Raw genomic sequence first — 18,048 nt, 5'->3', positions numbered from 1 at the left:
ACCAGTTCCCATCAGCGGCCGCCGTTCACTTTCAGGATCAAGGATGCTGACGAGCGTTGAGGACCGATGCCACCTGACACTTGGGCATCAATACTGACGATGACGTCTCCTGAATGAAAGGTCGGCAATCTGTTTTTGGTCGCCGAGGCGGATGTTGTTCCAGCGATCTTTTGCGCGATGCTCCCTAACGGTGACGCAAGTTTTCCTCCGATGGAGCCAACCAGGGTTCCTATCGTAGCCCTCTGATCATTAAGCAGGTCTGCTGAGTTACGGCTCACTGGTTGTGACACCGCAAGCACCATCCGGCAAGGCCGCCCCTGTGCAAGCATTCGCTCGTAGGTTTCTTCAATCAACCGGATGACCCCAAAATGACCCTTGGTTATTTCCGGTAGGTTGATCGTTCTCAACGATGCGGCATCGTCCGGCTGCACGGTGAAGTGAATAAGCGTAAACACGACACCGTAATGGCCGACATGTTGGGTACGTTCGAAGTCCATGACATGTCCCTCGCTCAGCAATATTGCTTATTGCCGATCCTGTCCCATCCGCCTGTTACGCTGCCGGCCGCGCTCCCGTCGTTTCTGTTTTGCAGGGTGTAGGTCGAGCGGATACGGCCGTAGTTGAGCTGGATGAGTTCGGTGGGAATGCCGTCGTTGGCGAGTTGGTTGTATTCGGCAATGATCACTTCTTCGAGAATGATTTCGTAGAACTTCATTTTGTCGCCCCCTGCACGGTGTACGGAAAGCTTCACTTCCTTGAAGTGCTCTCCGGCGCAGTTGGCTGCCATCAGCTTGCAGCTCGACTTGTCGAGCATCTTGGTCAGCGTCAGGTTGCTGAGCGTGGTACGCCCGGAAGTCGCGCCGCCTGCCGTGCTGGCTGTAACGGACGCGCTCTGGTAGGTGCCGAACGAATATCCGGTGATTTCAATCCAGTCTTTACACTGCTCATCCAGTGCTTCGCCAGCAATGCCTTCAATCTTCAAAAATGCGTCGAGCGCCATTGTGGGTCTTCCCGATGGATAGTGTGGATGCCCTGCCAGGGCGGAATATCGATTATCGGGAGGGTGACTCGCAGGGGAGGCCAGCGTGGGAGCCGGAGCGTGTAGGACGCTTAGTGTTGTTGCGAGGGAAGTTTCTTACGGACTTGTTCGACTTATAACCAAGGGAGGCCAGGCAGGATGCGATGTTTTACTGCGGATGCGCGCGCCCCTGCCATCGTCAAAGCAAACCGGTTCATTGGGTACGGTTCGATGTCAATCATGCAGAAGCGGGGTTCTGCGGATCAAACCCGCTTGCGCGCCATCAATCCTTTGCAGCTGTACCATGTCGGAATGGCCATGCCCACCCAGGCGAGTACATCCCACGCGCCGTCGCCGAGCAGCGCGGCGAACAGGCCGACTGCGGTCAGCAGGGCGATCCAGCCGGGCGTGCCGAAGGTCTTCCAGAATGCCGAATGCTTCTTGTGCCGGGTCATGCGACTTCTGCCTCGACTGCGACGTTCTTGGCCGCAGCGACTGTGGCGCGACGTCGGACCCACCACAGGTACAAGCCACTGCCGAGGACGATGATCGTCAGCACATCCAGCGCGGCCCAGAGGATTTTCATCGGCATGCCGCCGTAGTCGCCGAAGTGCAGCGGTTGCGACAGCAGTAGGGCGTCCATGTACCACGGGCGTCCCAGTGTTGCGGTGACGTGCAGGTCCTGAGCGTCGATCAGGACAGGGGTCAGCAGGTGGGACGTCAGGTGCGTGTCGCCTTTCATGAAGACCGCGTAGTGATGCTCGCTGGAAAAGCGCGAGCCGGGAAAGGCAATGAAGCTCGGCTCGGCGCCAGGGACAGTGGCTTTGGAAATGTCGATCAATCGGGTCGCCGGTGCGCGTTCGGCCAGGGGCGGGGCGTCCTTGTACGGCGCGATCATGGTCATCAACGCGTCGGTGCGCCATTGCGCGATCACCAGATCGGCGCAGGCGTTGAGCACGCCAGTCAGGCCGACGACCACGGCCCAGGTCAGCGTGACGACGCCGATCAGGTTGTGCAGATCAAGCCAACGCACTCGCTTCGATTTATTCGGGCGCACTGTGGCGAAATCCAGCCGGCGCATGAAGGGCGCATACAACACGACGCCGGACACGATCGCCATGACAAACAGCAGTCCCATGAATGCCAGCAACAGCTTGCCCGGCAGCCCCGCGTACATGTCCACGTGCAGGCGCAGCATGATCATCATGAAACCGCCATTGGCGCTCGGCGTTTCCATCGCCTCGCCGGTGCGCGCGTCGAGCATGAAACTGTGGGATTCGTTCGGGTCGCCGCCCGCAGTCTTGCCCATGATGGCGTACACGCCGTTGGGGTCATCGTCGTCCCAGCCGAAATACTGCATCACGTCGCCGGGGCGATGGGCCTCGGCTGAGCGGACCAGTTGTTCAAGGTCCAGATGCGGCGTGCCGGCGGGCATTTCCTTGAATTCCGGCGCGTCGCCCGTCAGGTGAGCGATCTCGTGACTGAAGATCAGCGGCAAGCCAGTGATCGCCAGCATCAGCAGGAATGCCGTACAGATCAGGCTGGTCCACGTATGGATGAAAGACCAGCGGCGGATGGTTTGGCTTTTCATGTGGAAATCCGGAGTCAGCGAAAGCAACAAAGGCCGCTGTGTGGGAGCGGCCCTTGTTTCAGGTAATGAGAGTTTAAACGATTACCATTTGTAGTCTACGCTCGCGAGCACCGTACGACGGTCACCGTAGTAGCAATAGAAGCCGTCGCAGGTGGAAATGTATTCCTTGTCGAAGACGTTGTTGGCGTTGACCGACACGCTCACACCCTTGAGCGAGTTGGTCATGCGGCCAAGGTCGTAATGCACGGCGGCGTCGTAGACGGTGTAAGCGTTGCTGTGGCCGTAGTTGGAATCGGCGACGAAACCGTAACTGCCGATTGCAATATTGTCGGTCTCGCCAATGTAGCGCGCGCCGAAGCCCAGGCCGAAACCGTCGAGCACGCCGTTGTGCCAGGTGTAATCACCCCAGATCGCCGCCTGGTTTTCCGGCGTCAGTGGCAGCGGACGATTCTTGTCCAGCGGGTCGGTGACCTTGGTCATCTTGCTGTTGGCGTATGTGTAGGACGCCGTCACTTTCAGGTTGTCGGTGACATCGCCTACCGCTTCAAGCTCGAAGCCGCGCACCTTCGCTTCACCCAGTGGGCGCTGAACGCCGAGGGTGTCGCTGAGCACGATGTCGCGGCGGGTCAGATCATAAGCCGCTGCAGTGAAGAGGATGTTGCTGCCCGGCGGCTGGTATTTGAGGCCCACTTCGTACTGCTTGCCCGTCCCCGGCTGGAATGCCACGCCATTGGCGCCGCCTTGTTCGGCCTGGAAAGACTCGGCGTAGGAAATGTACGGCGTGAAGCCGGAATCGAAGACGTAGCTGAGCGCGGCGTTGCCGGTGAACGCGCTGTCGGTGCGGTCGTCGGACTGATCGGTGTTGTAGAACTTCGATTCGGTCTTGAGCAGATCCTGCCGGCCGCCCAGGGTCAGACGCCAGTTATCCAGGGCCAGTTGGTCCTGAATGTAGACGCCGACGTCCTGGGTTTTCTGGTTGTAATCCTGATACGCGGTGTAATCGACGTTGCTGAAGTCCTGCCCGTAAATCGGCTTGGCGATGTTGCTGGTCGGCGCGTTACCGTACTGCCATTTGTAGTTGTGATTCAGGCGCTGATAGTCGAGCCCCAGCAACACGGTGTGTTTGAGTGCGCCGGTGTCGAAGTCGGCTTGCAGGTTGTTGTCCAGCGCGAACTGGGAAATGTCCTCGTTCACGACGTTGGCGCCGCGAGCAACGGTGCCATCGTCGGACACCGAGCCGAAGTAACCGCCTGCCGTGATCCCCTGAAAGGACAGGTCACTCTTGGTGTAGCGGACGTTCTGCTTGAACTGCCACACGTCATTCAGACGGTGCTCGAACGCATAGCCCAGCGCGTAATAGGTTTTGTCGTAGAACTCCCAGTCCGGATCACCGAGGTTTTCGTGGTACTTCACGCGCCCCACGGCCGATGGGTATTTGGTGCCCTGAATCGGCAGGAACTGGCTGGTAATGCCGGTATCGTCGCGGTTGAACTGGCTGAGGAAAGTCAGCTTGGTGTCCGGGTCGATGTTCCAGGTCAGGCTCGGCGCGATGTTGTAACGCTTGTCATCGATGTGGTCCACCGAGGTGCCGCTGTCACGCACGACGCCGCTGACGCGGTACTCGAAATTGTCGGCATCGTCGATCTTGCCGGTGCTGTCGAAGCTGATCTGCTTGCGGTTGTAAGTACCGACCTGAACCTGCACTTCGTGGCTGGCTTCGGCTTCAGGGCGACGACTGACCATGTCGAGCATGCCGCCCGGCGGGGTCTGACCGTAAACCGAAGAGGCCGGGCCACGCAGGAGGGCGATGCGCTCCAGGTCCCACGTCTCCATCTTCGGCATGACGTAGGCGCCTTTTGGCAGCGGCAGGCCGTCGAGGAACTGGGTGGGTTCGAAGCCGCGGACCTTTAGCCACTCGGCCCGGCTGTCGCTGCCGTAACTGCTGGCGACCACGCCTGGCATGTAGCGAACGGCGTCGTCGATGTTCTGTACCGCGCGATCCTGCATCTGCTGCCGGGTCGCGACCGAGATCGAGCGCGGTGCTTCGACCAGTGCAGTATCGGTTTTGGTGCCCGCTGCGGTGCGACTGGCGGCGTATCCCTGCGCCGGCCCCCACGCGCTTTCGAAACTTTCCTGACTGCCTTGAATGCTGGTCGCCGGTAACGCCATCGCACCTTCAGGCGCAGCCACCAGCGTGTAGGTCCCCGCCGTGGTCAGATTCAACTGCAAGCCGGTGCCACGCAGCGCTTGGCCCATCGCGCCTGATGCGTCGAATTGACCCTGAACCGGCGCCGACGTGCGGCCCGCGGCCAGTGCCGGATCCAGCGACAGGGCCAGGCCTGCCTGACTGGCGATCTGCGTCAGCGTCGTGGACAACGGCGCGGCCGGCAGATCGTAGGCGCGAACGCTGGAAGCCTGGGAAGCGGCCATCAGCGGCGCACTGAGCATCGGTGCGGCAATGGCGACGGCGATAGCCAGCAGACTCGGTCGCAGGAGGGTTTGAAGCGTGCGGGACATGAACGGCACCTCGATGGAAATGGTTCTCAATGCCTATGTGCCGAACGAGATCTGGAAAGTGATAGGGCCGGGCGAAAATAATTTGCGCAGGCGCTAAGTAGGCCGTGATCAATGACCCTGGGTGAAAGTTACCCTTTGCCAGACAGCGGCGCTTTCGCGCATCAAATATGGTCCATGTGAGAGCGAGCTTGCTCGCGAAGACGGTGTTTCAGCTACGGAAGATTTAGCGGATGTACTGACTTCTTCGCGAGCAAGCTCACTCCCACAAGTTCTGTGGCCTGGCGATCGCATGCATCCAAGAGGGCAGCCGATTTACAGCGCCGTCGCCGGCTTCTTGTCGCTGCCGACCACCGTCACCCACCACTGCGTCCGCGCCTCGATCTGCACCGGCAGCGTGGGCGTCAGTGCCTTGAGCGCCAGGTCGGTGTTGGTCAGCGGAAAGCTGCCGGTAATGCGCAGGTCGGCGACGTCCTTCGCCACGCCGAGATGGCCCTGACGATAACGGGCAAGCTCCGCGACCACGTCTCCCAGGCGGGCGTTGTCGACCACCAGCATGCCGCGCATCCAGGCGCCGGTGCCGGGCGCAAGGGCGAGCATGGGACCGAGGCTGTTGCGATGAATCAACATCTGCTGCCCTTCGTGCAGCACCAGTTCGTGGCTGGAAGCCTGCGGATGAGCGGCGACGGCTGACTGCAGCACGCTCAACAGCGTGCCGTCAGTCTGCCGTTTGACCAGAAACTGCGTGCCCAGGGCGCGCATCTGTCCTTCGGGGGTTTCGACGATGAACGGACGCGTGTCGTTGTGGCTCCCGGTTTCCACAAAGATTTCGCCTTCCTGAAGCACGATCCGTCGCTGTGTGGCGTCGAATCGCACGTCCAGCGCGGTGTGAGTGTTGAGCCGGATCAGGGTGTTATCCGACAGGCGAATGGTGCGCTGCTCGCCGGTGGCGGTGCGCAGATCCGCCAGCCAGTAATCCACCGGCAGCAGTCGATTTCCCAGAAAAACCGTCAAGCCCAGCGCCAGCGCGACCCCTGCCACCCCGCGGCCCAGCTTGCGCAACCGCAAGCCCATGCCATCACGGGAACGCAAAAGCGCTGAACGTGCCGGGCCAGTGGTCCCGGCGAAACGCTGATCGACCATGCCCAACTGCATCCAGGCGCGGGCATGTTCGTCGCTGGCGGCGTACCACTTGGCGAACTCTTCGCGCTCGACCTCACTGCCCCGGCCGCAGTCCAGGCACAGTTGCCAGGCGATGGCGGCGTCCAGCACATGGGACGAAACAGGTCGGGTGGACAGGCGGCTCATGTTGGCTCGCCATACAGCGCGATGTAGCACTGGCGCAAACCCTGGGCCAGGTACTGACGCACGCGGGGCACCGAGACGCCGAGCTTCGTGGCGATCTCCGCGTGGGGCATGCCGTCCAGGCGGTTGTACAAAAAGGCGGCGCGCGCCTTGCTGGACAACTTTCCCAAGAGGCGATCGATGGATTTGAGGTCTTCGAGAATCAGCTGCTGCTCCTCCAGCGAAGGCTGCTCCGCCTCTGGAATCAGCATCAGCTCGTCCAGATACGCCTGTTCCAGCGCTGCCCGGCGGAAGTAGTCGAACAACAAGCCCTTCGCGATTGAGACCAGAAAGGCTCGGGGCTCGCGGGGTTCAAGCAATTGCTCGCGGCCGAGCAGGCGAATGAACGTGTCCTGGCTAAGGTCTTCGGCGCGATGGGGGCAGGCCACGTTGCGTCTTAGCCAACCCAGCAACCAGCCGCGATGGTCGCGATAGAGCGTTCCGACAAGCTGCTGCTGGGGACTTTGAAGTGACGACACAAGCGCACCGAGGAGAACAAAGGGGCTAACGAGAATTGTTCGCGATTGTGTCAGAGCCGCCCAATGCTGGCAATTGGTCCTTGTAGGAAGAAGCCGAACGGTTGATGTACGAATCGACCATTGGATTTGTGAGGCGAGACGGGATCTAGAGGTGAAACGCTAAAACGAATGCGATTGCTGCTGCCGTCGCCATTTCGCCACGCCTTGCTCCAGCTGTGCCGGGGTTTCGATCCCTTGTCGCTTGGCGTGACTGAACAGGATCATCGCGAGTTCGGCGGTTACCAAGGCATCGGCGCTGGCGTGATGGCGCTCTTCGGCGTGGAGCCCGAAGAATCGACTCCAGTCGTCCAGGCCTGCCTGACGCAAATTCGCGTTCGGGCAGACGAAAGGCGCGATGTGAGCGACATCAATAAAAGGGTGCAGCAGGCGATAGCCGAGGCTTTCCTTTAATGCGCGGCCCAGCATGTGCTCGTCGAACGCCGCATGGAACGCCAGCAGCGGGCTGTCGCCCACGAACGCCATGAAATCCAGCAGTGCGTCCACCGGCTCGCTCCCTGCGGCGATCGCGCTGGGCCCCAGCCCGTGAATCAACACGCTCGGGCTGAGTTTGTGATCGCTGCGCATCAGCGTGCGCTCGAATTGCTGCCCCAGATCGATGGCACCGTCTTCGATGACCACTGCGCCGATCGACAGCACCTCGTCCCGCTGCAGATTCAGCCCACTTGTTTCAAGATCGACCACCACCCAGCGTTGCTGGCGCAGCGTGTTCTGATCCAACGCGCCCGGGCCGGGCAGGGCGCGCAGGCGCTGTTGCTGCTCTGGCGTCAGCTCAGGGGCAACGGCGCGTTTGGGTGGCCTGAGCCAGCGGAACAAATTCATGATCAGTCGCTTACAGTTGGTAGCGCACGGTGAGGCTGGTCTGCAGCCGCTGCGCCTGACGGAACGACTCACGCAGAATGCGTCGGTCCAGATGATTGAGCACATCCGGGTCGATGCGATTGGAGTACGGCAGGTTTTGCCGGTTCTGCTGCTGATGCTGTTGCATGCGGGTTTGCTGAATGAAGTGGTAGGCCTCTTCATACGCCGCACCGTCCAGCGGGTCGATAACCTCTTTGGCCACCAGCTGACGCAGCCTTTCCAGGGTGTTGCAGGCCTCGACGCCGTTGGCCAGCGCCAGCAATCTCGCCCCGTCGACGAATGGCGTCAGGCCTTGGGTTTTCAGATCCAGCGTATCTTTTTCACTGCCTTTGCGGGCGACCACGAAATCCTTGAAACGGCCCACCGGCGGCCGTTGACGCAGGGCGTTGTCGGCCATCATGCGCTGGAACAACGCGTTGTCTGCCACCTGGGCAAGAATGCTCTGACGCAATTGATCGCCGCCGCTTTCATCGCCCCAGACCACGCGTAGATCGAAATAGATGGAAGACGACAGCAGGTTCTCCGGCGTGGCTTCGCGGATGAACGATCCGAAGCGCCGCGCCCACTCGATGCGCGACAGGCACAGCTGCGGATTGCTCGCCATGATCCCGCCCTTGCACAGCGCGAATCCGCACACGGCCAGGCTTTGGTTGATCCGTTCGGCGAGGGGTAGCAACCGGCCGCGAATCTCGGCGGCCTCGGCGGCGTCCCTGGCTTCGAACAGAATGCCGTTGTCCTGATCGGTGTACAGCGTCTGCTCGCGGCGGCCCTCGCTGCCGAAACACAGCCAGCTGAAAGCAATGCCCGGATCGCCTTTGTCTTCCAGCGTAAGTTCGATGACGCGACAGACCATGTGGTCGTTGAGCAGCGTGATGATCTGAGTGATCTGCGTGGACGAGGCACCGTGGGCGAGCATACGGTCCACCAGTTGAACGATGTCGCCGCGCAGGTTGGCCAGCGAATCGATGCGCGGCGCGCTGCGGATGGTGCGCGCCAGATGCACCAGGTCCACGCGCTGCAGCGAGAACAGGTCGCGCTCGGAGACCACGCCGCACAGGCGCTGATCCTTGACCAGACAGACGTGGGCGATATGCCGCTGGGTCATGGCAATGGCGGCATCGAAGGCGCTGGCGTCCGGGCTCAGGTAAAACGGCGCCTGAATCATGCTGCGTTCGATGGGCGCGCCGAAGTCGGCATCGACTTTTGCGACGACCTGGCGCAGATCGCGCAGCGTGAAAATCCCCAGCGGCGCCTTGGCCTCGTCCACGATGACAATACTGCCGACCTGCTGCTCGTCCATCTGGCGCACGGCCTCCCGCAGCGGCGTGTCGGGGGAGCAGGTCACCGGGTGACGCATCGCCAGTTCACCCAGTCGCGTATTCAGTGAGTATTGCGTGCCGAGTGTTTCCACCGCCTTCTGCTTTACTTGCTGATTCACCTGATCGAGCAGGCTGCTGACACCGCGCAGAGCGAAGTCGCGGAACTCATTCGAGAGCCCGAACAGCTTGATGAAGGCTTGCTTGTTCAGCTGCAGGCAGAAGGTGTCTTCGGCCGCCAGATGCTCGGTTCGCGTGGCGCGTTCGCCGAGCAGCGCAGCGAGGGGAAAGCACTCGCCGGTGGTAATTTCGAACGTGGTCTCGGTGCCGCCTTTTGCCGAATGGGGGCGCTCGCCTACTACGCGGCCTTGTTTGACGATGTAAAAATGTTCTACTGGCCCATCGCTAGGCTTGATGATGCTCTCGTCTGTAGCGTAGAAACGCAGGTGACACTGTTCCACAAGGTAGGCCAGGTGGGCGTTTTCCATCTGGTTGAAGGGCGGGAATTTTTGCAGGAACTGCATCGTGCCGTGGATGTTCTGCAGAACGGCTGTTTTGCCTGCCTGGGTAAAAGCGTCCGCTTTGCTCATGACCGATACCGCTTGTTTTTATTGACCCCATGGTCGACCGCTTATCGGGCAGTGCCCATTGGACGTAAGTCTTAGGTGACTGCGAAGGCGTTGAATCGCATCGAACCAAGGTGTAATACCGCAGCGATGCAGTTAGCGCGAGGCTCAAGGGCCCGGCATGAAGCCGACAGGATGTGCAGCGTATCTATCGCTTGCGCTGTCAGAATTGGAGTCGACAGGAAGATGAGACGGGTATGTTCGATCACAGTATTTTGAGTGATGAAGAGCGCGAAGCCCTCAATGAGGTGATGCTCGCGCCTGCGTCCCAATCGCCACAACGGGTGTTGATCGTCGATGACGACAAGGATGCTCGGGAAGTTCTGGCCGAAATTCTCAGTCTCAATGACATCAGCTGCATCACCGCCGCCGGCGGCACCAGCGCCATGCACTTGCTGCAGACCCGGCCGTCCATTGCGCTGCTGATCACCGATCTGCGCATGGCGCCGTGCGACGGGCTGGATCTGATCCGTCGGGTTCGCGAATCGGACCGTGCGGAGTTGCCGATCATTATCGTGTCCGGCGACGCCAACGTACGCGACGCCATCGATGCCATGCACCTGAGCGTGGTGGATTTTCTGCTCAAGCCGATCAACACCAAGCAGCTGTTGCGACTGGTGAAGCGGGAACTGGAAATGGCCTGATAACGCCGCCTTCGGGCTGCGTTGAAGCAATGAAAGTTGTGCAATAAAAAAGGCGGTGTCCATTTACGTGGACACCGCCTTTTTGTTTGGGTGCTGGTTACGCCCCGTGTTTCGCCTTGAACTCCCGACGGCGACGATGCAGCACCGGCTCGGTGTAGCCATTGGGCTGCCGCGTGCCCTCGATCACCAGCTCAACCGCTGCCTGAAACGCGATGTTGCTGTCGAAGTCCGGCGCGAGCGGACGATACAGCGCATCGCCTGCGTTCTGACGGTCCACGACCGGCGCCATGCGCTTCAGACTTTCCATCACCTGCTGCTCGCTGACCACGCCGTGGCGCAGCCAGTTGGCGATGTGCTGGCTGGAAATCCGCAGCGTGGCACGGTCCTCCATCAGGCCGATGTCGTTGATGTCCGGCACCTTCGAGCAGCCGACGCCCTGATCGATCCAGCGCACCACATACCCGAGGATGCCCTGTGAGTTGTTGTCCAGCTCGTTCTGAATCTCTTCCGCCGTCCAGTCGGTGTTCGGTGCAAGCGGGATGGTCAGAATGTCATCGACCGAGGCCGGCGCGCGCTGGGCGAGTTCAGCCTGACGCGCGAACACATCGACCTTGTGGTAGTGCAACGCGTGCAGCGCAGCGGCAGTGGGCGATGGCACCCACGCGGTGTTGGCGCCGGCCAGTGGATGGGCGATTTTCTGTTCGAGCATCGCCGCCATCAAGTCAGGCATCGCCCACATCCCTTTGCCGATCTGCGCGCGCCCTTGCAGACCGCATTTCAAGCCGATATCGACGTTGGAATTTTCGTACGCGCCGATCCACTTTTCCGCTTTCATCTGTGCCTTGCGTACAACAGGCCCTGCTTCCATGGACGTGTGAATCTCGTCGCCGGTGCGGTCCAGGAAACCCGTGTTGATGAACACCACACGCTCGCTCGCCGCCTGAATGCAGGCCTTGAGGTTGATTGTGGTGCGGCGCTCTTCGTCCATGATCCCGACTTTGAGCGTATTGCGCGGCAGGTTCAGCACCGCTTCGATGCGCCCGAACAGTTCGTTGGTGAACGCCACTTCCTCAGGGCCGTGCATCTTCGGTTTGACGATGTACATCGAGCCCGTGCGGCTGTTGGCGCGAGAGGTATTGCCCTTGAGGTTGTGGATGGCCGCGAGGCTGGTCAGCAGGCCGTCGAGAATGCCCTCCGGCACTTCGTTGCCCTGATTGTCGAGGATCGCATCAATGGTCATCAGGTGGCCGACGTTGCGCACGAACAACAGCGAGCGGCCATGCAGCGTGACGGGTTCGCCGGTGGGCGAGGTGTAGACGCGGTCGGCGTTCATCGTGCGGGTAAAACGGGTGCCGCCTTTGGAGACTTCTTCGGACAGATCGCCCTTCATCAGCCCCAGCCAGTTGCGGTACACCACGACCTTGTCGTCAGCGTCCACGGCCGCGATGGAGTCTTCGCAATCCATGATGGTGGTCAGCGCCGCTTCCATCAGTACGTCTTTGACACCGGCCGGGTCGGTCTGGCCGACGGGGCTCGTCGCGTCGATCTGGAGTTCGAAGTGCAGGCCGTTATGCTTGAACAGCAGCGCGGTCGGCGCCGACGCGTCGCCCTGGAAGCCGATCAGTTGGGCATCATCGTGCAGGCCGGTGTTGCTGCCGCCCTTGAGGCTGACGATCAACATGCCATCGACCAGCTTGTAGCCGGTGGAGTCGACGTGGGAGCCCGCCGCCAGAGGAGCCGCTTCGTCCAGGAACGCTCGGGCGAAGGCGATGACTTTGTCGCCGCGGACCCGGTTGTAGGTTTTGCCCTTTTCCGCGCCCCCGGCTTCGCTGATGGCGTCGGTACCGTACAGCGCGTCATACAGCGAGCCCCAGCGGGCATTCGATGCATTGAGCGCGAAGCGCGCGTTCATTACCGGCACCACCAACTGCGGGCCGGCCATGCGGGCGATTTCTTCGTCGACGTTTTGCGTGGTGATCTGGAAGTCCGCCGCTTCTGGCAGCAGATAGCCGATTTCCAGCAGGAACGCCTTGTAGGCGGCTGCATCGTGGGCGTTGCCGGCATTGGACTGATGCCAGGCGTCGATAAGCGCCTGGAATTCGTCTCGTTTAGCGAGCAGGGCTTTGTTCTTAGGTGCCAGCTCGTGGATGAGCGCATCGGCACCGGCCCAGAATGCAGCGGCGTCGAGGCCGGTTCCGGGAATGGCTTCGTTGTTCACAAAATCCAGCAGGACGTTGGCGACCCGCAGGCCACCGACTTGAACGTGTTCAGTCATTGCTTGCCTCACTCTGCTCAGCTATCTGCGCTTCAATCATGAGCGCTTTCTTGTTAAAGCCGTCGACGTCGCTGCGTGCCCTTCCAGAACATGCCGTTGCGGGCGGCTGGGCGGGGCGGCGGGCACCTGAGGTAAAGCACTGAAACAGGTTTTGGCCTTGCAGGAACATCGGATCAGGCCTGGATTCGACATCTATGTAGTGAACGCGAAGCGATACTACATGATGAGTTGCGGCATGAAAATCAGACTGAATGTGCACCGAGCGACCGGACTTGGGCATTCGGTCACGCGGCGGTGTCGGATGTTCTCAAAGAACGTGCAGATTGTTCCAGGTAATTATCAGGATCGTACACAAAATTCCTGAGGTGGTCACGCCACTGCGCGCCGGGCAGACATGCCTATACTCCCCCACAACCCATGGGGCGTGGTATTAAACAGGCCTCACTCGCTGCGGATAAAGGAGTCGTTTGTGGATCATCTTATCGTCACGGTGTCTGCGCCAGACAAGCCAGGCGTGGTCGAGCAGCTCGCGGCATGCATTGCCGATCACGGTGGCAATTGGCTGGAAAGCCGTATGTCACACATGGCCGGGCAGTTCGCCGGGATCCTGCGGGTCAGCGCGCCGGTCGACGCGCATCCGCCCCTGCGCAGCGCGCTGGAAGGGCTCTCGGCAAAAGGCATCCGCGTCCTGTTCGCCGAAGTCCTTCCGGAATCCTTGCCGGAGTGGAGGCCCATCACCATGGATCTGGTGGGCAATGATCGATCCGGGATCGTGCGCGACGTCACTCGCGTGCTGACCGAGCAAGGCGTCAACCTGGAGCATCTGGTGACCAGCGTCGAGCCAGCACCCATGAGCAGCGAAACGCTGTTTCGCGCCCATGTCGAGTTGGGATTGCCGATGGATCTTTCACTGGATGTGCTGCAGCAGCGGCTGGAAACCCTGGCGGATGACCTGATGGTGGAATTACATCTGCCCACGGACGAGTAATTGGTGTCACCGCTGCAGGCTCCGGTTTTGGCGGGCCTGCAGCGATTCCTCTTGCCTGCTCAGGCCTGGGCGCGTTTGCGTAGCGAGCGCCAGGCGTCGACGCTGTAAATGATCAACCCGGCCCAGATGAAGGCGAAGGTCACCAAGGTGGCCGAGGGCATGTGTTCGTCGTACAGCACAACCGCCAAAGTCAGCACGAGGGTCGGTGCGATGTACTGCAAAAAGCCCAGCGTCGCGTAGGGCAAATGCCTGGCTGCGGCGTTGAAACACACCAGCGGCACGAGGGTCACCGGACCCGCCGCCGCAAGCCATAGCGCTTGCGATGTGGTCCAGAACGCCGGCTGAGCGCTGTGGGCCAGCGGGTTGAAAATCAACCAGCCCACGGCCAGCGGCACCAGAATCCAGGTCTCCACCACCAGCCCGGGCAACGCCGCCACCGGCGCTTTTTTGCGAATCAGGCCGTAGAAGCCGAAGGTGAACGCCAGCGCGAGCGATACCCACGGCAGGCTGCCCACTTGCCAGACCTGCTGAAGCACACCGATCAACGCCAGCATCACTGCCACCCATTGTAAGGGGCGCAGTCTTTCACGCAGCAGCACCATGCCGAGCATCACGTTGATCAGCGGGTTGATGAAGTAACCCAGGCTGGCTTCGACCATGTGGTTGTTGTTCACGGCCCAGACGTAGATCAGCCAGTTGGCGGCGATCAGCGTACCGCTGCAGGCGAGAATGGCGAGGCGTTTGGGATTATCCCGCAGCGCTTGCCACCAGCCGGGATGCTTCCAGACCAGCAGCAGAAGCGAGCCGAAGATGGCCGACCAGATCGCCCGATTGACGATGATTTCCAGCGAGGGAACGCTGGCAAGCACCTTGAAGTAGATCGGAAACAGTCCCCAGATGATGTAGGCGCTCAGGCCCAGAATGTACCCGCGACGCGGGTTGGCAGCTTGCATGAGTGGTCCTTCGGCAAGTTTCTTGTTGTGGTGTCCTGCAGGGTGTTCAGCGTTTTCAGAACAGCTTCAGCGGTTCCTCGTTCAGCGCGGACAATTGCTCGCGCAGGGCCAGCACCTGGTCGCCCCAATAGCGTTCGGTGCCGAACCAGGAAAAGCTGTGGGGGAACGCTGGATCGTCCCAGCGACGCGCCAGCCAGGCGCTGTAATGCAGCAGGCGCAGTGCGCGCAGGGGTTCGATGAGCGCCAGTTCACGGGGATCGAAGTCGTGAAACTCGTTGTAGCCGTCCATCAATTCCGACAACTGACTCAGACAATCCTGACGATCACCTGCGAGCATCATCCAGACATCCTGCACCGCCGGGCCCATGCGGCAGTCGTCGAGGTCGACGATGTGGAAGATGTCGTCGCGGGTCATCATGTTGCCGGGGTGGCAATCGCCGTGCATGCGGATGTTCTGATGGGGCGTGGCGGCGTAGACGTCTTCCACGCGCTTGAGCAGGTCTTTGGCAACGGATTCATAGGCCGGCAGCAGGCTGCGGGGAATCACGTTGTTGTCCAGCAGGTAGTTCAGCGAGTTGTGGCCGAAGTTCTGCACGCCGAGGGCTTCGCGGTGCTGGAACGGGCGCGTGGCGCCGACAGCGTGAATGCGCCCGAGCAACTGGCCGAGACGGTACAGCTGATCAAGGTTGCCGGGCTCTGGCGCGCGGCCGCCACGACGGGGGAAGAGGGTGAAACGAAAACCGGCGTGCTCGAACAAGGTCTCGCCGTTGTGCACGAGGGGCGCGACGACCGGGATTTCGACGTCGGCGAGCTCGGCGGTGAAGCTGTGCTCTTCGAGAATGGCGTCGTTGGTCCAGCGATCGGGCCGGTAGAACTTGGCAATCAGCGGCTGCTGTTCATCGATGCCGACCTGATAAACGCGGTTCTCGTAACTGTTGAGCGCGAGAATACGGGCGTCGGTGACAAAGCCGATGCTCTCGACGGCGTCCAGCACCAGGTCAGGTGTAAGTGTTGCGAACGGGTGGGCCATGCTAACTCCTGCGCGCAGCAGGCTGCCGCGTCGGGCCAGTCATGGTAACTCAGGCGTGTTACACCTGACACAGTGGCAAGCTCACTTCCGCAAGTGCGATGCGGATTGGAAGGCTGCATCAGCAGACGACCGCGATCCTTGTGGGAGATATGCCGGCGACCAAACGCCGCGCTGTCGCGCAGCAAACACCGTCCATGTGGGAGTCGAGCTTGCTCGCGAAGAGGCCAGGACACCCGCTGCATCTTTAGCGCCTGAATCGCCGTCTTCGTGAGCAAGCTCACTCCCACAGAGGCTGTGTTTGCAGCGAGATAGCGCCTCGCCTGGACTACGGGAGATCTCCCAAAAATTAGGCGCCGATCACGCCGCCATCTTCCCGCGTGATCACCATCACCGAGGACCTCGGCTTGCCGTTCGGCACGTGCTCCGGGAAGGTCGAACCGCCGTTTTCGCCAGGGTGCTGAATGCCGACGAACAGCGCTTTCTGGTCGGGCGCGAAGCTGATGCCGGTCACTTCACACCCCACCGGCCCGACCATGAATCGGCGAATCTCGCCGCTTGCCGGGTCAGCGCACAGCATCTGGTTATTGCCCATGCCGGCGAAGTCGCCCGCGTTGGTGGCGTCGCCATCCGTCAGAATCCACAGCCGCCCGGCAGCATCGAAACCCAGGCCATCCGGGCTGTTGAACATGTTCTGCGGATTGATATTGGTTGATCCGCCCTGCGGCGTTCCTGCATGCACACCTGGGTTGCCGGCGACGACGAACAAGTCCCATGCGAAATCCATGGCGGCGGCGTCCGACCCGGTTTCCTGCCAGCGCAGAATCTGCCCGTACTGGTTTTTCGCCCGGGGATTTGGCCCGCCCACTGGCTGCCCTTCATCGCCACGCTTGATGTTGTTGGTGAGCGTGCAATAGACCTGGCCGTCCTTGGGGCTGACAACGATCCATTCAGGGCGGTCCATGCGCGTCGCTTTCACCTGGCTTGCCGCCAGGCGCGCATGGATCAGCACTTCGGCCTGATTGGCAAAACCGCTGGCCGCGTCGATGCCGTTCTTGCCGTGGCTCAACTCAATCCATTTGCCTTGGCCTTTCGGGTGATCGGGGTTGCTGTCGCCAGCGTCGAACTGCGCCACATACAGCGTGCCGTAGTCGAGGATGTCGCGGTTGGCCTTACGGTTCTTGTGGTCGACCTTGTCCCGGCTGATGAATTTGTAGATGAATTCGCCGCGCTCATCGTCGCCCATGTACACCACGACGCGGCCATCTTTGGTTTCGGTCAGCGCGGCGTTTTCGTGTTTGAAACGGCCCAGGGCGGTGCGTTTGACCGGCGTGGATTTCGGATCGAACGGGTCGATCTCCACCACCCAGCCATGGCGATTGGGTTCGTTGGGGTTTTTCGCGACGTCAAAGCGCGGATCGTGCAGGTGCCAGTTCACTTCCTTGCTTGCGGCCGTCACACCATAGCGTTTGGTTGCGGCGTCGAAGGTCTGTGCCGGATCGCTGCTGCCGAAGCAGTCGGTGAAGTTCTCTTCGCAGGTCAGATAGGTGCCCCACGGCGTCTTGCCGTTGGCGCAGTTCTGGAAAGTCCCAAGCACGTTCTTGCCGGTCTTGTCGGCGGCGGTTTTCAACCACTCATGGCCGGCTGCCGGGCCGCTCAGGCGAATCGGCGTGTTGCCGTGGATGCGCCGGTTGTATTTGGAGCCCTGGACGAACGCCCATTGCTGACCTTCGCGTTTGACCTCGATCACCGAAACGCCTTCGCTGGCCTGGGCCTTGTGCGCGTCTTCGGCCGATTGCGGGTCTTTGCCGTGATCAAACAGGTATCGGTAACTGGTGTATTCGTTGTTGATCGCCATCAGCGCGCGGCTGGCGGTGTCCGGCTTGTCGCCGGGGAAGGTAAACAGACTCATGCCGTCATTGTTGTCGCCGAACTGCAGCTCCTGCATCTTCGCCGTGCCCTTGCCACTGGGGTCGAAAGCCGGGCCGTTGGTGTGCAGCGGCTGGCCCCAACTGATCAGGACCGAGGAGCGATAGCCCGGCGGTAGACTGATGCTGTCGGCGGTGGAGGAGGGGATGCTGTCGAAGCCGAGCAGCGTCCCGTTGGCAGCGCTGACACTGGCGGCCATGACGCTGCGGCTGAGCAGGTTGCCCCCGAGAAACATCGCCGCGCCGCACAGGGCGCCCGCGCTGATGAATCCGCGTCGGGTCAGGCCAACCATGTTTTCGAGGTCGGTGGATTGGTTATCTTTTAATCGCGTCATCACGGGCTCCCTGCGGTTTAGGGCAAAACCCTATGCAGTGCTCATGACGTTATTGTGTCGGTCAAATGACGAGTCGGGCGCCAGTGGTGCGT

General features: G+C 61.1%; 16 protein-coding genes. 2 read left to right on the top strand and 14 right to left on the bottom strand.

Translation table 11 applies throughout. The annotated features are described in order from the left end of the window. Positions 1 to 11: 11 nt before the first annotated feature. From QMX88_RS08845 to QMX88_RS08805, 9 genes are all read right to left on the bottom strand, one after another. Positions 12 to 497 (bottom strand): hypothetical protein, encoded by a 486-nt coding sequence (locus QMX88_RS08845; RefSeq protein ID WP_282368312.1) that lies wholly within the window; start codon positions 495 to 497, stop codon positions 12 to 14. Positions 498 to 511: 14 nt separating this feature from the next. After that, positions 512 to 1,000 carry an Hcp family type VI secretion system effector gene (locus tag QMX88_RS08840; protein WP_282368310.1) on the bottom strand — a complete coding sequence of 163 codons (489 nt, stop codon included), beginning with the start codon at positions 998 to 1,000 and terminating at the stop codon, positions 512 to 514. A gap of 281 nt (positions 1,001 to 1,281) precedes the next feature. Then, positions 1,282 to 1,473, bottom strand: coding sequence for a hypothetical protein (locus QMX88_RS08835; protein ID WP_074886829.1), 192 nt, complete (start codon positions 1,471 to 1,473; stop codon positions 1,282 to 1,284). After that, positions 1,470 to 2,609: a PepSY-associated TM helix domain-containing protein gene (locus QMX88_RS08830; RefSeq protein WP_192173154.1), complete on the bottom strand. Its 1,140-nt coding sequence runs from the start codon at positions 2,607 to 2,609 to the stop codon at positions 1,470 to 1,472. The genes QMX88_RS08835 and QMX88_RS08830 overlap by 4 nt, the downstream gene beginning before the upstream one ends. 81 nt (positions 2,610 to 2,690) lie before the next feature. Further along, on the bottom strand, positions 2,691 to 5,126 hold the full coding sequence (locus QMX88_RS08825) for a TonB-dependent siderophore receptor (protein WP_282368307.1): 2,436 nt from the start codon (positions 5,124 to 5,126) through the stop codon (positions 2,691 to 2,693). Between the two features lie 312 nt (positions 5,127 to 5,438). Beyond that, positions 5,439 to 6,431 (bottom strand): FecR family protein, encoded by a 993-nt coding sequence (locus QMX88_RS08820; protein ID WP_282368305.1) that lies wholly within the window; start codon positions 6,429 to 6,431, stop codon positions 5,439 to 5,441. Then, the gene (locus QMX88_RS08815) at positions 6,428 to 6,946 is read right to left on the bottom strand and encodes an RNA polymerase sigma factor (RefSeq protein WP_282368303.1); all 519 of its coding nucleotides are present in this window, start codon (positions 6,944 to 6,946) and stop codon (positions 6,428 to 6,430) included. Before QMX88_RS08815 ends, QMX88_RS08820 begins: the two co-directional genes overlap by 4 nt. Before the next feature lie 159 nt (positions 6,947 to 7,105). After that, complete coding sequence (locus QMX88_RS08810) at positions 7,106 to 7,825, bottom strand: 3'-5' exonuclease (RefSeq protein WP_282368301.1); 720 nt, start codon at positions 7,823 to 7,825, stop codon at positions 7,106 to 7,108. Between the two features lie 10 nt (positions 7,826 to 7,835). Further along, positions 7,836 to 9,770, bottom strand: coding sequence for a putative nucleotidyltransferase substrate binding domain-containing protein (locus QMX88_RS08805; protein WP_282368299.1), 1,935 nt, complete (start codon positions 9,768 to 9,770; stop codon positions 7,836 to 7,838). A 233-nt stretch (positions 9,771 to 10,003) separates the two neighbouring features. Between QMX88_RS08805 and QMX88_RS08800 the strand changes: the two genes are divergently transcribed. Next, the gene (locus tag QMX88_RS08800; RefSeq protein WP_163022123.1) at positions 10,004 to 10,450 is read left to right on the top strand and encodes a response regulator; all 447 of its coding nucleotides are present in this window, start codon (positions 10,004 to 10,006) and stop codon (positions 10,448 to 10,450) included. Between the two features lie 97 nt (positions 10,451 to 10,547). On the opposite strand, the gene QMX88_RS08795 is transcribed toward QMX88_RS08800, so the two are convergent. Together QMX88_RS08795 and QMX88_RS08790 are read right to left on the bottom strand one after the other, a co-directional pair. Beyond that, positions 10,548 to 12,725, bottom strand: a complete 2,178-nt coding sequence (locus QMX88_RS08795; protein ID WP_282368294.1) for a malate synthase G — start codon at positions 12,723 to 12,725, stop codon at positions 10,548 to 10,550. Then, positions 12,718 to 13,005: a hypothetical protein gene (locus QMX88_RS08790; protein ID WP_282368292.1), complete on the bottom strand. Its 288-nt coding sequence runs from the start codon at positions 13,003 to 13,005 to the stop codon at positions 12,718 to 12,720. Before QMX88_RS08790 ends, QMX88_RS08795 begins: the two co-directional genes overlap by 8 nt. Positions 13,006 to 13,194: 189 nt before the next feature. Between QMX88_RS08790 and QMX88_RS08785 the strand changes: the two genes are divergently transcribed. Next, positions 13,195 to 13,713 (top strand): glycine cleavage system protein R, encoded by a 519-nt coding sequence (locus QMX88_RS08785; RefSeq protein ID WP_282368291.1) that lies wholly within the window; start codon positions 13,195 to 13,197, stop codon positions 13,711 to 13,713. 59 nt (positions 13,714 to 13,772) lie between these two features. Here QMX88_RS08785 and rarD read toward each other — a convergent pair whose 3' ends face one another. From rarD to QMX88_RS08770, 3 genes are all read right to left on the bottom strand, one after another. Beyond that, complete coding sequence (gene rarD, locus QMX88_RS08780) at positions 13,773 to 14,666, bottom strand: EamA family transporter RarD (RefSeq protein WP_282368289.1); 894 nt, start codon at positions 14,664 to 14,666, stop codon at positions 13,773 to 13,775. A gap of 55 nt (positions 14,667 to 14,721) precedes the next feature. Continuing rightward, positions 14,722 to 15,696, bottom strand: coding sequence for a serine/threonine protein kinase (locus QMX88_RS08775; RefSeq protein ID WP_192173144.1), 975 nt, complete (start codon positions 15,694 to 15,696; stop codon positions 14,722 to 14,724). 346 nt (positions 15,697 to 16,042) lie between these two features. Next, a complete protein-coding gene (locus QMX88_RS08770) occupies positions 16,043 to 17,956 on the bottom strand; it encodes a PhoX family protein (protein ID WP_282368287.1) in 1,914 nt (637 codons plus the stop codon). Positions 17,957 to 18,048 lie beyond the last annotated feature (92 nt).

The sequence above is a fragment of the Pseudomonas sp. PS02290 genome (genome assembly GCF_029960075.1).
In the GTDB taxonomy this organism is placed as follows: Bacteria; Pseudomonadota; Gammaproteobacteria; order Pseudomonadales; family Pseudomonadaceae; genus Aquipseudomonas.
The sequence above is the reverse complement of the archived record's forward strand: the minus strand, read 5'-3'. Positions and strand labels throughout refer to the sequence as shown.